This is a genomic window from Parapedobacter sp. ISTM3 (assembly GCF_016533505.1).
Taxonomy (GTDB): domain Bacteria; phylum Bacteroidota; class Bacteroidia; order Sphingobacteriales; family Sphingobacteriaceae; genus Parapedobacter; species Parapedobacter luteus.
The window spans coordinates 93,569-108,736 of record NZ_JAENGN010000003.1 but is presented as its reverse complement, the minus strand read 5'-3'; the positions used below and the strand labels follow the sequence as shown (position 1 = coordinate 108,736).

14 protein-coding genes and 1 tRNA gene are annotated in these 15,168 nt (G+C 45.9%); 4 read left to right on the top strand and 11 right to left on the bottom strand.

What is annotated here, in order from left to right:
- Positions 1–48: 48 nt before the first annotated feature.
- From JHJ32_RS05425 to JHJ32_RS05405, 5 genes are all read right to left on the bottom strand, one after another.
- Complete coding sequence (locus JHJ32_RS05425) at positions 49–993, bottom strand: bifunctional helix-turn-helix transcriptional regulator/GNAT family N-acetyltransferase (protein WP_200120249.1); 945 nt, start codon at positions 991–993, stop codon at positions 49–51.
- Positions 994–1,102: 109 nt separating this feature from the next.
- Positions 1,103–1,951: a mechanosensitive ion channel family protein gene (locus JHJ32_RS05420; protein WP_200120248.1), complete on the bottom strand. Its 849-nt coding sequence runs from the start codon at positions 1,949–1,951 to the stop codon at positions 1,103–1,105.
- A 243-nt stretch (positions 1,952–2,194) separates the two neighbouring features.
- Positions 2,195–2,271, bottom strand: a tRNA-Pro gene (locus JHJ32_RS05415).
- Positions 2,272–2,345: 74 nt separating this feature from the next.
- Positions 2,346–3,062, bottom strand: a complete 717-nt coding sequence (locus JHJ32_RS05410; protein WP_200120247.1) for a LytTR family DNA-binding domain-containing protein — start codon at positions 3,060–3,062, stop codon at positions 2,346–2,348.
- 21 nt (positions 3,063–3,083) lie between these two features.
- Entirely contained in the window at positions 3,084–4,100 is a 1,017-nt protein-coding gene (locus JHJ32_RS05405) for a sensor histidine kinase (RefSeq protein ID WP_079716252.1), read from the bottom strand.
- A 223-nt stretch (positions 4,101–4,323) separates the two neighbouring features.
- On the opposite strand from JHJ32_RS05405, the gene JHJ32_RS05400 reads away from it, so the two are divergent.
- Together JHJ32_RS05400 and JHJ32_RS05395 are read left to right on the top strand one after the other, a co-directional pair.
- The gene (locus JHJ32_RS05400; protein ID WP_139378590.1) at positions 4,324–4,503 is read left to right on the top strand and encodes a hypothetical protein; all 180 of its coding nucleotides are present in this window, start codon (positions 4,324–4,326) and stop codon (positions 4,501–4,503) included.
- 27 nt (positions 4,504–4,530) lie between these two features.
- Positions 4,531–5,175 (top strand): ABC transporter substrate-binding protein, encoded by a 645-nt coding sequence (locus JHJ32_RS05395; protein WP_079716254.1) that lies wholly within the window; start codon positions 4,531–4,533, stop codon positions 5,173–5,175.
- A 1-nt stretch (position 5,176) separates the two neighbouring features.
- Here JHJ32_RS05395 and thrC read toward each other — a convergent pair whose 3' ends face one another.
- The 3 genes from thrC to thrA all read right to left on the bottom strand — a co-directional run bounded on the left by thrC (position 5,177) and on the right by thrA (position 10,035).
- Positions 5,177–6,484 (bottom strand): threonine synthase, encoded by a 1,308-nt coding sequence (gene thrC / locus JHJ32_RS05390; protein WP_200120246.1) that lies wholly within the window; start codon positions 6,482–6,484, stop codon positions 5,177–5,179.
- Complete coding sequence (locus JHJ32_RS05385; protein WP_233632496.1) at positions 6,471–7,478, bottom strand: homoserine kinase; 1,008 nt, start codon at positions 7,476–7,478, stop codon at positions 6,471–6,473. The genes thrC and JHJ32_RS05385 overlap by 14 nt, the downstream gene beginning before the upstream one ends.
- Positions 7,479–7,587: 109 nt before the next feature.
- Positions 7,588–10,035: a bifunctional aspartate kinase/homoserine dehydrogenase I gene (gene thrA, locus JHJ32_RS05380; protein ID WP_200120245.1), complete on the bottom strand. Its 2,448-nt coding sequence runs from the start codon at positions 10,033–10,035 to the stop codon at positions 7,588–7,590.
- A gap of 434 nt (positions 10,036–10,469) precedes the next feature.
- Between thrA and JHJ32_RS05375 the strand changes: the two genes are divergently transcribed.
- Together JHJ32_RS05375 and JHJ32_RS05370 are read left to right on the top strand one after the other, a co-directional pair.
- A complete protein-coding gene (locus JHJ32_RS05375) occupies positions 10,470–11,063 on the top strand; it encodes a C40 family peptidase (protein WP_079716257.1) in 594 nt (197 codons plus the stop codon).
- A gap of 178 nt (positions 11,064–11,241) precedes the next feature.
- A complete protein-coding gene (locus tag JHJ32_RS05370) occupies positions 11,242–11,754 on the top strand; it encodes a phosphoribosyltransferase family protein (RefSeq protein ID WP_079716258.1) in 513 nt (170 codons plus the stop codon).
- A 9-nt stretch (positions 11,755–11,763) separates the two neighbouring features.
- Here the strand turns inward: JHJ32_RS05370 and JHJ32_RS05365 are convergent, their stop codons facing one another.
- From JHJ32_RS05365 to JHJ32_RS05355, 3 genes are all read right to left on the bottom strand, one after another.
- Positions 11,764–13,188, bottom strand: coding sequence for a LysM peptidoglycan-binding domain-containing protein (locus tag JHJ32_RS05365; protein ID WP_079716259.1), 1,425 nt, complete (start codon positions 13,186–13,188; stop codon positions 11,764–11,766).
- Between the two features lie 240 nt (positions 13,189–13,428).
- Positions 13,429–13,611: a twin-arginine translocase TatA/TatE family subunit gene (gene tatA / locus JHJ32_RS05360; protein ID WP_079716537.1), complete on the bottom strand. Its 183-nt coding sequence runs from the start codon at positions 13,609–13,611 to the stop codon at positions 13,429–13,431.
- A gap of 169 nt (positions 13,612–13,780) precedes the next feature.
- Positions 13,781–15,067, bottom strand: a complete 1,287-nt coding sequence (locus JHJ32_RS05355) for a murein hydrolase activator EnvC (protein ID WP_200120244.1) — start codon at positions 15,065–15,067, stop codon at positions 13,781–13,783.
- Positions 15,068–15,168 lie beyond the last annotated feature (101 nt).

Sequence of the window (15,168 nt, the reverse complement as noted above, 5' to 3'; positions counted from 1 at the left end):
GAACAACTATTTTAAAAAGTTACACCTAAAAGAATCGGCAAAATTACGTTAGCGCTCTTCGGATGAATCCAATAGCAAATCGTAACGCTCCTCGCGAAGCACCTTACCCCATTGCACTACCTCTACAGCAGCCGTTGGCCGGAAGCCCATGCACTTATACATGGCAATAGCCCGTTGCTGAATATCCGTTGTCAATAAATATACGCATGTATATCGCCGTTCCCTGCAGTGTGCTAAAGCCATCTCCAACAAATTCCTACCGATACCTGCGCCGCGGAACCCCGGATGAACAAGAAACCAACGCAACTGGGCTTCATTCCCCGGGCGATCCACGATAGCGATGCAGCCAACAATTTCACCGTCGTACAGCGCTAACCACACTTTGTCTTTATCAGGCTTATAGCGTTCAAGAAACTCGTAAAAAGTCTTGACTACGTAGCACTCAAACGCTTGCGAATAACCTGACTCCTCAGCATAGAGTTTCCCGTGTAAGTGAATCAGGTAACCAATATCACCCGGATACAACTCCGCACGATAGGTCACACGGTCCCCGAGCGCCTTATTATCGCTCGCCATCGACACAAGCCGCTTTATCGTCTGCATCGCACTTATCAACCGATCACATTCAGCCGAACGAAGTGAGCCGATAAATCGCCTGATTTGTTCGTCTTGCTTACGCTGGAGCTCGGCCAACTGGGCTTTACCCCTATCCGTCAACCGAATATCGTAAGCCCTACGATCCGCGTCAGATGGCTTTTTTTCAATAATGCCATCACGTCTATATAACTTAAGTATTCTACTGAGGTATCCTTTATCCAACTGAAGTAACTCACTCAGTCTGTGAGCGGTGATGCAACCGTGTTCCCCAATTTCGTAAAGTACGCGCACCTCTGAAAGCGAGTATGGGCTATCAAGAAAACGGTTACTGAGTATGCCAAGCTGCGCTGTATAAAACCTATTAAACAACCGTATTTGGCTTATTTTTCCGTCCATGCAGACAAATCTCCAACAAATAGTTGACAAAAGCAACTATTTGTTGGAATGGGCGTTCAATCCACCGTAGCACATCTGCTATGAAAACAATCGTTCGAGCCGCGGAAGTTTAACCTTTCTGATAGAGATGCACATCCCGCTGCGGGAAAGGTATTTCAATACCTGCCCGATCAAGCGCCGCCTTACAATCGATAATCAACTGCTCTTGCATGGTCCAGAAGTTTTCGTTGGATGTGGTCACCCGTACGGAAAGGTTAACCGCACTGTCTCCAAGTTCAGTCACCACAATCTGCGGCGCCGGATCAGCGTAAGCAAATTCATTGTTTTTTACAACCTCCAGTAAAATCTCCTTTGCCTGCCTCAAATCAGTGGAATAGGCCACCCTGATATCAAACCAGGTCCGGCGTGTACCCAATTGGGTGTAATTCGTAATACTACTGTTTGATAAATCGCCATTGGGCACCACCACCAATTGGTTCTGGGGAGTATTCAATTTGGTATTGAAAATATCGATTTCTTTGACTGTACCTGATACCCCGGAGCTAGACTGAATGAAATCACCGATTCGGAACGGCTTCAACACCAATATCAGTACGCCGCCGGCGAAGTTGGCCAACGACCCCTGCAATGCCAATCCAATAGCCAGACCGGCTGCACCGATGATAGCAACGAATGCGGAAGTTTGCACACCCAGTTGGGTGATCACCACGATAAAGAGCAGAATATTCAGCACCCAGCTGATGAGATTGTTGAGAAACCGCTGAAGAGAAATATCCAAGTTCCTGCGCTCAAAAGCCCTCGCCATGAAGCGTTTGAGCACTTTGATGAGCCACGAACCAATCAGGTAAATCAATAACGCCGAAATAACCGCAGATATCAATCTCGGCGCCCATTCGGCGACTGCCGTCAAAAAGTTATTCCAATACCCTTGAATGTTTTCCGTTTGTGTAGTTTGCATATTGATGTGATTTTTGGGGGTTAAAGAACATTAACTTGCTTCAAAGCTACATTATTATTTGTTATCATCAAAAACTTGGCGCAGTGTTTATTGGTCGTGCTAACGCCATCCTCAAACTGAAAAATCGACTAACCGCGCCGCTAACGTACAGCCGTCTTTTTGCTCATTCTGCCGATCGCTGGAAGCCCCGCCACCTACTTTAAAAACAACAAAAGCCCTTGCTTTGGCAAGAGCTTCTTTGATTGGTCGGGATGGCGGGATTCGAACCCACGACCTCCAGCACCCCATGCTGGCGCGATACCTGGCTACGCTACATCCCGAACGGGGGTGCAAACTTAGATAAAATTGTATTTATATGCAAGTTATAAAAATCGAATCTAACGCACGGAATGCGTCAGCCATTTTTATCGCCGATATACTTATAAAACGAATCACGGTATGTATCACCTACAGGGATTATCTTATCTTTGATGTAGATTCGCCCTCGTTCTATACTTGCTATTTTATCAAGCGCCACGATATACGACCGGTGGACACGCACGAAACGATTAACGGGTAGGATATCTTCCATTTTCTTCATGTTCTGAAGTGTCACGATACGCTCATCGGGTGTATAAATGGAAATATAGTCTTTTAATCCCTCAATATATAAAATGTCATCGAGATCGACCCGCTGAATTTTGTGTTCCGTCTTAACAAAAATAAAATCTACAGCCTCGCTTTGCGTGGGCTGCGCCGTTGCCTGTTGTACCTTGGGTGGCTTATTATTAAGTACTTTCTGCACCGAACGATAAAACCGGTCAAAGGCAATCGGTTTCAATAAATAGTCGACCACATTGAGCTCATAACCATCCAAGGCATACTGTGGATAGGCCGTGGTAAGAATGACATCGCATTTGCCATTGATGATCTTCAGAAACTGTATACCCGTCAGTTCAGGCATCTGCACATCCAAAAACACCAGATCGACTTCTCCATTTTGCACCAACGTGAGTGCTTCTATGGCATTGGTAGTGCTACCTACAAGTTTCAATTCTGGCACCTTAGATACATAATCCGTTATTATATCTAATGCCAGCGGTTCATCATCTACAACTATACATCTTACCATGGGCGGAATCATTATTCGGGCTTATAAATATATGAAAAGTTCGCTACTGTAGTAATCTTCTGACTCAACAATATTAATAGTATGTCTGCCGGGATAGCCAAGCTGGAGCCGCCGCTTGAGGTTGGTCAGTCCGACACCTTTGGTTTGGTCTTTATTGAGCTGACTTTTAGCGTTTTCAGCCTTAAAGTGCAAGCGGCCATGGTGCACTTCGATATCGATACGGATTGGCTTGCTCGCATTAGTAGATACACCATGCTTGAAAGCGTTTTCGAGGAATGAAATCAGCAACAATGGCATGATGCGGTGGCCGGGCTCATCCACATCCACATAAAGATCGACATAAACCTTTTCCTTGAAACGCAATTTCTGTAATTCGATATAGTTTTTCAGGTAGTTAATTTCTTCCTCCAGCAATACAAACTCTTCATTGCTCTCATAAAGCATGTATCGCATGATTTCGGATAATTTGAGGATGGCTTCGGGTGTCTTTTCGGACTTTTGGTAAGCCAAAGAGTAGATATTATTCAGCGAATTAAATAGAAAGTGGGGATTAATCTGTGATTTCAGAAACGCCAATTCGGCATTCAATTTCTCGTTTTCTAAACTTTTGCGATGTTCACGGAGCTTGAAATTAGCTGAAATAATATACGCCGCCGTGCTTAATAACATGAAAAACAATCCAGTGATAAGCGCCGCAACGGTATATTGCACAGGCGTCAATAGTTTTTCCGTATTCTCTTGATCGCGATATTTTAAGATAACGTCTTCGTAGTGCAAAGCTATGGCGTATTTCAGGGCAATAGATGCTAACAACACAAGAATAACATACAATATAGCACGTTTATAACGGTTGTCTCCGATAAAAAGCGGGGTGACGAGAAAATAATGGACGTAAAAGATAATCATATTCAACGCGCCATATAGCAGAATCAAAACCGCCGTCTCCCCAGGATGTTCCCTGGCGCTCACAAAAAACAAAACGGTCAACATAACCGCCCACACAAGTGCATGGATAAGAATAGCTTTATTTTTAAGCATAATCGCAAATATAACGTTAGCCAATTAATATCCGCTCCGCTGATAGACAAACGCCTTGCTTCGCTCGGCCAACGCCCTGTTCCGACGGATGAACTCCCCGGTTCCCGTTGGTCTACAAAATCCGACCGTTGGTCTAAAACTTTTCTATCCGGAATCAGGAATTGGTTTCTTTGTATCGTGCATTGGGTCGGTGTGATTGTATAACTTTATAAACATTAAGAAAATGAAAAAGTTTATTGGCAACATTTCGCCTTTTCTGCTACTCATAATTCCTTTTTTTGTGGCCTTGATACTGGTAGCGGGGCAAGCAGGCAGCGAAATCATCCAAGAACGTATCCAGTTAAATGCCTCATTCATTTCATTGCCGGACATCAATGTTTTTAAGGTGCTATTATGGCGATAATGGGGCGACTTACGTACCTTTGCTGTCATGCAAAATCCACGTTTATCGCTGCAGAGTGTATTGACAGCATTGAATCTTGATTCGGCTTGCACTCCCCTGATTGAGCAGGCTCCTTTATATGAAAAGCTTATCCATGCGGTTACGCCGCAATCCGTTTACGCTGCAATACGCGAAATCGGGGAGACACTGAACGTTCAACAACCGGCCAATCAAATGGCTGAAGATCTCGAAGAGCGCATTGATATCATTATCCACAAGCTCAAATTCATTGCTAACGACAACAAACCGCGGGTGCTCGCCCTGTATGATGTACACCCCTTAAAAATAGCCCATAACGAATACCTTGCCAGTCTTGTTCAAATTTGCGCTGGCATCAGTTATCCCGGAGACATCACCGCCTCGATCTGGAATCCTGATATTATCATCGTCATTAATGACAAACCAATGCCGCGGTTGCTTGATGAACTGCCGGCGACATTTTCCGATCCAGCATGGCGGCAAGTTAACGCCTTAGCCAACAACCAGGTATATATCGTTCACAACAGCAATTATTTGCACCAGCCTGGTGCGCTAATCGCTGATGATGCCGAAATACTGGCTGAAATCATCCATCCAAAGTATTTCGTGTTTGGTCGGGATGAAGATGCCTGGATGAGGTTTGAATGGCAATAAATCAGGAGTTCGCCAACAGGTAACTTTTAAATGCCGAAAAATCGTTACCTAATGCCGTTATCTCTTTATTACGCCCTGCCAGTAGCTTAACCTGGTCCGGTATCGTAATGCGAGCAGCAATTTCCGGGGCGAACATGTCTGGAAACTTACAGGGGTGCGCCGTCGACAAAAATACAGTAGCATACGAACCCGGGTACTGACGGCGATAGGCTTCTGCAGACAACCAAGCAATAGCTGTATGGGGGCATGCCACGTAATGATACCGATCGAAAATAGTCTGGATAGCCCTACGGGTATCTGCATCGGTAAAGGTGAAAGCAGTGACCGCCTGCTTAACGAGCGCATTGTCATACCCAAATAAATCCATGATACGCACCCAATTACTTGGGTTGCCTACATCCATTGCGTTGGCTAACGTCTGTACAGACGGCCGTGGCTCAAAACGGCCGGTTTCGAGAAAGCGTGGAACCGTGTCATTCACATTCGTGGCCGCAATAAAACGCCTGACAGGCAACCCCATTTTATGCGCCAGCAGACCGGCGCCGATATTGCCGAAGTTGCCACTGGGCACCGAAAACACCACCTCTTCCATGCCTTGCACCAACAGTTGGGCATAAGCATAAAAATAATAAAACGTCTGGGGGATCAGTCTGGCTATGTTGATTGAATTAGCCGATGTGAGCCGGAATGCCGATTTTAACGTTTGGTCATTGAACGCTTCTTTGACCAACGCCTGGCAATCATCAAAGGTACCGTCGATCTCGATAGCCCGGATGTTTTGTCCATGGGTGGTCAGTTGCAGCTCTTGCACGGGACTTACCTTCCCTTTGGGGTAGAGAATGGTAACCCGTGTGCCCGGTACGCCCAGAAATCCCAATGCTACAGCTCCCCCCGTGTCACCCGAAGTAGCCACCAACACGTCTAATACACGATCATCACCGGCCGAGAGAAAGGCCATTACCCTGCTCATAAAGCGAGCGCCAAAATCTTTGAAGGCCAATGAGGGACCATGGAACAATTCAAGCACCGCTAAACCGCTGTCCAACGGACGGATGGGCGCTTCGAAGTTGATCGCATCGCTTACTATCCTACGGAGGTCTGCTTCCGGGATGTCGTCGCCAATAAGCGCCGTTGCTACAAAAAAGGCAATATCGTGTAGTGAGTACTGCGGAAGGTTCCGTATGAAATAACTGTCCAGCTGAGGAATCAACGCTGGCATATAAAGCCCTTTATCCGCAGGCAGACTGTCAAAAACCGCCTCTTTAAACGATACACGTAAGTCGCTGTTGTTTGTGCTATATAACTGCATGTTTATTGGTAATTTCTTTCGGTCCTTCCATATTTATTTTCGACATATATCCATGGCTACCGATCCCCTGCGCTGTCAGGTGTGCCTGAATAACCGAGGTGATACCGTTGGCTTGCTCCGCATTTTGCGCAAAGGCGAAGACAGACGGCCCCGAGCCAGAGATACCAAAACTCAGCGCTCCAGCGTCGATAGCCAAGCGGCGCATCTCATAAAACTCAGGGATGAGAATTGCCCGTGTAGGCTCGATAAGCACATCTTGCATACTTCGCCCAATCAGCTCGTAGTCATTGCGAAACAACCCTGCCACCAATCCGGCCACATTACCCCACTGGGTCACCGCATCTTGGAGGGCTACTTTTGTGCGAATCATTTGCCGGGCATCGCGCGTTGGAACGTCTACATGAGGGAACACCACGGAGGCATGCAATGCAGGGGGGGCGGGAAGCGCTACCACATCTAAGGGATTATACCCTCTAATCAACGTAATGCCCCCCAACAAGGCAGGAGCCACGTTGTCCGCGTGGCCATGGCCACAAGCCAGTTCCTCACCTTCCATGGCAAAGGGCAGCAGCTCCCGCCGTGACAGTGGACTGCCTAGCAACTTGTTGACAGCATATAATCCCGCCACGGTACTTGCCGCACTTGATCCCAAACCACTACCGATTGGCATATGCTTATGCAATTCGATTTCAATCCCGATATCGCACCGCCCGATGTACTGCAAAAACGATATTACGCTTGCACTTACGGTGTTCCTCGACACCTCGCGAGGCAACCTGCCTTCATCTCCCGTTATGTTTACTAACCGCACACCCGGTTCGCCGGCTCTTCGAATGACCACCTCATCCCCCGGTTCGTGTAATGCAAAACCCAACACATCAAAACCACAAACCATATTGGCGACGGTGGCTGGCGCAAATACATGCACCTTGTCCCGTTCCCCTGAAGCCACACCCGTTTTGGTGGTCTCTTGTTGTTCCATGATAGTTTTCATCTAATTATTATCTTTTGTGGCTGATGAGCGCTCGCTGTAAATAATAATTGCCGTGTCACCATTTATTACACCTCGGCTTCATTTACATGCTTACCTCGTCGTAGGAAATTCATGCGCCAACATTTACCAAATCCGCAAAAACACCTGCAGCCGTGACCTCTGCCCCAGCCCCCGGCCCTTTAACCACAAGCGGCCGCTCTTTATACCTTTCGGTGGTAAACGAAATAATATTGTCGCTTCCCGAAAGTGCAAAAAAGGGATGGTTAGCATCGACCAATTCTAAAGCGATAGAAACTTGCCCCGCTTCTAACTTGCCAATATAGCGAAGCACCTTATTTTCTCGTTGAGCTTTTGCCTTCAAATCGTCAAAATACGCGTCAGCCGCTTTTAATTCATCGTAAAATTCTCCGACCGAAGCAGCTTGGATGCAGGCTTCCGGCAATATTGCCCCCAACTGGACATCTTCGGGTTCAAGCTTATATCCGGCATCCCGTGCCAAAATCAGCATCTTACGCATGAAATCCGTACCCTTAAGATCGTCACGTGGATCTGGCTCTGTATAACCCAATCGTTGCGCGGTTTGGACCACATCGTGAAAGGAAGCTGTTCCGTTGAAGTTATTAAAGATATAGGATATCGTGCCTGACAATATAGCTTCCACACGTATAATCCGATCCCCACTCATCATCAAGTCCCGCAGTACACGCACGATAGGTAGTCCAGCTCCGACATTGGTTTCATAAAAAAAATCGACGCCGTGCCTGCGGGCAGTATCCTTTAACGTCTGATACTGGCTGTACTTGCCCGAGTTGGCTATCTTATTGCAAGTGACAATGGAAATGTTAGATCGGAATATGGTTTCATAATAACGGACAGGCTGCTCACTCGCCGTGTTGTCTACAAACACACAGTTTGGAAGATTCATCTGCATCATCCTTGCCACAAACGTATCCAAATCAGCCGGCTCTCCCGATTCCTGTAATTGCACTTCCCATGTAGCTAAGTCAATTCCATCCGCATTAAAAAGCATCCTCCGTGAATTACTAAGACCGATTATCTTTATTTCTATATCATTATTGTCCAGCAGGAAGCCATACTGCTCCTGAATCTGCCTGAATAACGTCGAACCGATGTTTCCTGTGCCAACATTGAAAACATGCAACGTTTTATTTAACTGGGCAAAGAAAGCATCATGTACAGCATTCAGTGCTTTGGCCAGATCGGTTTGGGCGATAATAACCGAGATGTTGTATTCCGAAGACCCTTGGGCAATAGCACGGACGTTAATGCCATTTCGGCCCAACGCATGAAAAAGCCGGCCTGACATACCGGGAGTCTGCTTCATGTTCTCACCGACAATGGCTAACACAGATAACCCATTTTCGATTTCTGGATTCGACAATTTGTTTGCTTTCAACTCCAATTCAAATTCGCTCTCAATCAGCGATTTAGCACGCAGTGCATCAGCCGGGTGTATGGCAAATGTAATGCTGTGTTCGGAAGAAGACTGTGTAATCAGCACCACATTGATTTGCTCCCTTGCGAGTAGCGTGAATAACCGGCCGCTGAAGCCGGCACGGCCAACCATGCCGCTGCCCACTAAATTGATGACACTGATAGTTGGAATGGAGGAAATACCTTTGATTGGCAGTGCCGCCTTACCGCCGTCATGCTGGATGGTCGTGCCTACGAAATCTTGATTGAACGTATTGCGGATTACAATCGGGATTTTCTTTAGAAAAGCCGGAACCATTGTTGGCGGATAAATAACCTTGGCTCCGAAATAAGATAATTCCATAGCCTCGGTGTATGACAGTATCGGCAGTGAAAATGCTTTCTTTACAATCCGTGGATCGGCGGTAAGCATGCCATCGACATCGGTCCAGATTTCAATCGCTTCGGCATCGATGGCCGATCCGATGATTGCAGCGGTATAATCGCTGCCTCCCCTACCCAACGTGGTGACTCTTTCCTGCTCACTGGACGCAATAAAACCTGTGACAAAAAGTAAGCGTCCCCGGTTCGCCGCTACAAATGCCCGTATAAGCTGTTCGGATAGCGCTTGATTGACGTGCGCACCTCCGAAGTGGCTGTCAGTCCGGATAAGTTGTGTTCCATCCACAAACAGCGACTCTGAAAATTGCTGCTCAGCGGCTTTACTGACCAAAAAGGTCGAGCACCGTTCCCCATAGCTCAATATCAGATCCCTGCTTTGCAGGCTTAGCTCACGCAAGCTGCAAACACCTTGTAAAAGATCCTCCAACTCGTTGAAAAAAATCTTCAGTTTGGTCAACACCGGATTTTGGCATTTCACAGGAATCAACTGCTTGACTACCGTAAAATGACGACCTTCGATCTCCTGTAAACCCTGAACGAAGTCCCGTCCCTCCGCGGCCTCCTCTGCAAGGTAGGCCAGCAAATTGGTTATTCCACTCATTGCCGACAAAACAACCAATGGCCGCTCACCTGACGTTTTAGATTTTCCTACGATTTCAAGCACCGCCCGGATGCCATCAACAGAACCAACGGATGTACCGCCAAACTTGAGTATTTTCATTTGTACGATAAAGTGTCTATAGCATTTGCATTCATTCCTTGCATAAAATCAATTGGGCATTCAAACCGCTGAAATTAAAAGCGCCTTCCTGTATTCGAGGAAGGCGCTTATATCTATTGTCAACAACTACAACATATAATCACTTCCCCCGGGTTTTCCGCCCCGTGGATGTAATGGATGTTGTAATGGTCACGTATCTTTCCATTGTTTTATAATTTCCGCGACAAAGGAAAGTTTTTATTTTCAAATTATCAAGGAAAAAGTCGTTTTTTTATGATTCCTATATTTTTATAGAAATTCAAAACAAATAAACGATCGTCATTTTTCTCTTGCCTGAATGAAATTTTTACCATAGCTTTGCGAACCAATGGGCATAACGTGTTGTGCCCGCTATAAACAATCAACGTCTGTATGTTCCATAAAAAGGCAAATTAATGAAGAGGAAAACATCAGTAGCGTGTATACTATTTGCTTGCATGTTTGCCATATCGCAAGCCCAAACCTTAACCGAACAGCCGACTACAAACCCATCCGATCCGGATAATTTAGCAAAAGACTATTTTTCTCAGATAATGGGTGTTGCTGTTTCAGCGACCACGAATACAAAGCTTTACCAATTTATCTATGAATGGATAGGCACGCCTTACCGTCTGGGAGGCACCACCAAAAAAGGCGTTGACTGCTCGAAATTTGCTTACGAGCTCTACGATAAAGTTTTTAACACCACATTGGGCCACAATAGTCGTAACATCTACACACAAGTGAATCCCATCCGGAAAGAAGAATTGAAACCCGGAGATTTGGTGTTTTTCAAAATCAGGAGCCGCAATATTACGCATGTAGGGGTTTACATTGGCGATGACAAGTTTGCCCATGCGTCTTCAAGCCGCGGCGTAATGATCAGCGATCTTAATGAAGCTTACTGGAAACGTTATTATTATAACGGCGGCCGAATGCTTACAGCGATGGCAGCTGAAAATACTGCGGATGATAAACAAGACGGCGGCCGGCAACCAGCATTAAACTAAATATAGCGCTTCGCGTAAAATTGCCCAGCATCGTCTCGTTAAAGTCCATCAATTCCTGTTGAAACATTGGAAAGCGGATTTTATTTGTGTTCCATATCGATTTTTACACCTCTCCGGGCTTGAAGCCTTCGTTAATATTCCCTATTTTTACCAACCATTTCACTGTAAAAATTCAGGCATGTCCGAAAAAAAAGTTTTGATTCTCAACCAGGAGCAAATACGGAAAAAGACCATCCGTATTGCTTACCAACTACTTGAAGACAACTTCGAAGAAGATTCACTTGTATTAGTGGGCATAGCCGACAGGGGGTATGTATTTGCTCAGCGAATTAAGGCAGTGCTTGAACAAATTTCCTCACTCAATATCGAACTCATCAAAGTCTCGCTTGATAAGACAAGCCGCATACTGGACGCAAAAACGGACGTCCCGATAGAACAAGCGGAGAACAAGGTGGTTATCCTGGTAGATGATGTATTAAACAGTGGCCGCACCTTGGCTTACGGAATGGGCGTCTTTTTCGATGTACCCCTTAAAAAGATGCGGACGGCGGTATTAATTGACCGGAGCCATCATAAATTCCCAATTTTTAGCGACTTCTCCGGCCTGAAATTGTCCACTATCCTAAAAGAGCATGTGACCGTCACACTCCATGAATTTGATGGAGGGGAAGACGCAGCTTGGCTCCTATAAAGAACACTATCAATCGACTTTTATTTTCAATGTCATACCTGGCTTTATATTGTTGTTCGTCAAGCCGTTCGCGGTCTTAATGGCTGACACACTGGCTCCGCGGTGACGTTGCGCAATACCCGATAGCGTGTCTCCACGTTTTACCTTATAGGAAATATACGATCCTGAGGCTTCTTTTCCAGAAGCGGCCGGTGCCGTTTGCCGCCGGACGCTTAGTCGCTGACCGGGCACAATGATATTCTTTTTGATGTTGTTCCAGGCACGCAAATCCTGCACAGTAACACCGTAATGTTTGGCTATACCACCCAGCGTTTCCCCTTTTCGCACCCGATGGATAAACGTTTTATCCCCTCCTGTATTATCGGATGCATTCATTACGGTCGGTATCCCGCTTTGGGTGTTTAGCGCAGCATATAATGCGGAATAGGCTTGCGGCGGCACCTCCGGCAATATCAGTCTTTTCGGGAATTCCGGACTGCCGTTTACAATCCCCCTTTTATACGCAGGGTTTAGTGACTTAATGATGCCTTCATCAACACCTAACGCGTTAGCTACGTTATCAAATGACACAAACTTCTGAACCCATACGGTTTCCGTAGTCAATAGCAAATCGTCTGAATTATCCGGCATGATACCATGCTCTTCATGATAACCCAGCATATAAGTCATCGCGATAAATGCTGGTACATAATTACGTGTCTCGCGGGGTAAATAAGGACTGATAGCCCAATAATCGGGGTTGGTTAATCCCGAACGCTGTATCGCCCGCAATACATTTCCCTTTCCACAATTGTATGAGGCTATAGCCAATAACCAGTCATCGAATTCGTTATAAGCATCCAATAAATACGCTGCAGCTGCGTAACTTGCCGCTACGGGATCCTTTCGTTCATCGACATAGCTATCCATAGCCAAGTTGTATACCCGTGCGGTAGCATACATAAATTGCCATAAGCCCGTGGCCCCAACCCGGGATATGGCATGCGGGTTTAACGCCGACTCGACAATGGACAAATATTTAATTTCATCCGGCACACCGATCTCTGCAAAAACCTGCTCGTATATCGGAAAGTAATACTGCCCAAGCCCCATCATCCGAGACAGGTATCTCCGGTATCGCTCTGTACTGTACACATCAATATAAGACTGCACTTGAGCATTGTATGTAAGCGGAACAGTTCGCTGAAGATAGGCAAGCCGCCCCTCTACAGTTGCGGGCACAAAATCTAAAATCGGGGAAGTACCCAACCCCTCTTCAAGGTGAACAAAATGCACGCTGTCCGCTATTAGATCGAGTTGCGCACTGATTTGGCTGGCAATATCGGTTTGCGATAATGTGTCCGAAAGTGAATCCAGGGAGGTATTCTTCGAAAATGCCAATTGTGCACACAAAACACTACTCACGGCTACTGCCGAAATCTGTTTTAATTTCATGTTTTCGTTAGTAGGTATCTATGCCATAAGGCCTTCTCACGACATACTCATAGCTATCCAAGTTAACAACTAAGTACCATTGGTTAAGTATATTCTACGTTGAAAAACGTGTAGATTAGGTTTTTTATTGTACGATTGAAAAATAAAAGTTGTAGCCCAATGACGCCCATGTAACGAAGGAGCTTTATGCCAAATCCCATGTGTTGGCATAACGTCTCGCTTGATATCGGGCATACTACCTTAGTTATTCTCTTCTACTTTTTCTTTAGGACTTTCCTTTTGTCCTTCCTTGAATTCCCGGATACCACGTCCCATCCCACGCATTAGCTCAGGAAGCTTGCGCCCGCCGAACAACAAAAGCAACGCCACCACAATCAATATAATTTCTGGTGTCCCAAGAAATAACAACACTGAATCAAGCATAATAGTCATTTTAAATTACTTACTCCACCCCGCCTAAGCACAGTGGATTTACAAATGTACATATAATATTTTCATCCGAACAATTTATTTTCAAATGGTTTGAAGCTTATTGAGATCGCTCCCTCCTTTTTTCAAGAGCATCGCTCATGCCGTTTCATTGTGGTGATAATCATTTCGCCAACCAAGGTTCAGGATTGATAGGTGTTGCGCCCTCCCAAAGCTCAAAATGCACTTCTGATGTCCCATCCGTCGGATCCACCGAAGCCGTCCCCAAAGTTTGGCCCCGTTGAACGGTTTGTCCGCGCTTAACCGCTAAACTGCCCAAGTTTTGGTAAACCGAAAAATACTTGCCGTGCTGTACGAGAACAAAATAAACTCCGGTCATATTGCCCACCGTTCGTACGGTACCATCAAAAATTGCTTGTACCGGCGCGTTATTGGATGTCCGAATCTTAATCCCCGAATTATTTACCGTGACATTTCTTCCGACAGTATGCCGTCCAAACCCTTGTGTGATAAACCCTTGTTGCACCGGCCATGGCAGCCGGCCACGGTTGCCCGCAAAGTCGGCGGAAAGTTTCGCCGCTGCCGGTGTATTGGCCAATACTTCGGTATCGCTCTTACGGACGGCGGGGTTTTCAGCCTCCACTTCTTTTACGGTCTTGCCCGTCCGCTCGGCTTCCAATGCCAGGGCCGCTTGACGTGCTTCCTCTTCTAACCTTCGTTGTTCTTCGATTTCGCGCTGGATAGCCGTCCGTATTGCCCTTGCTAAGCGTTCATCTTCTTGTTGCTTCTTTTGCAGTTCTTGTTTAAATTGCTTTTCCTGTTGAGTAAGCGCCTGCAAGATTTTGGATTCGGCTCCTTGTTCTTGTGCAATCACCTTACGTTCTTCCTGCTGTTCTGCGAGTAGGGCTGCCTGTTCCTTTTTATTCGCCTCTAATTGTGCAACTTTCAATGCGATCGCTTTCTGCGTGTCTTCAATCTCTTTCGCACGTTCTTTACGGGATTCATTAAACTGCTGTAAGTACTTTACCCGTTTGAATGCTTGGTTGAAATCCTTCGACGCAAAGATGAACATCATCTTATTATAAGCATTTCGATTACGGAAAGCAAACAACACCATGTTTTCATAATCCTTCCGCAGCTTGGCCAGTTGGTTGCGCAGGTTTTGGATGGTTTTATTGTGCGAAGCAATCTGGCTGTTAATCAGTCTAATCTCGCTATTAATGGTACTGATTTTCTGTTCACGCAGCCGAAGTTGCATATTCAATGCGTTCACCTGCTTAAGGGATAAGCTTCGATCACTTGATGTCGTTTTAAGACTTTGATTTAGCTGCTCTATTTCCCGATTTAGGCGTTCCCGCTGCTTTTTAAGTTCGGCACTACTTTGGGCAAAACCAGTAGCCGACGCCAGGAAAACAACGAATGCACTTAAAATAACCCTCATAAAATTCATCAACATGCTGCTTTGTCTGCGGTAGGAACACCAGTAAATTCCTACACCTGTAAATCGTGTCATTCAGCCAGATATCGTTCGCGAAGGTAATAAAACCAGAC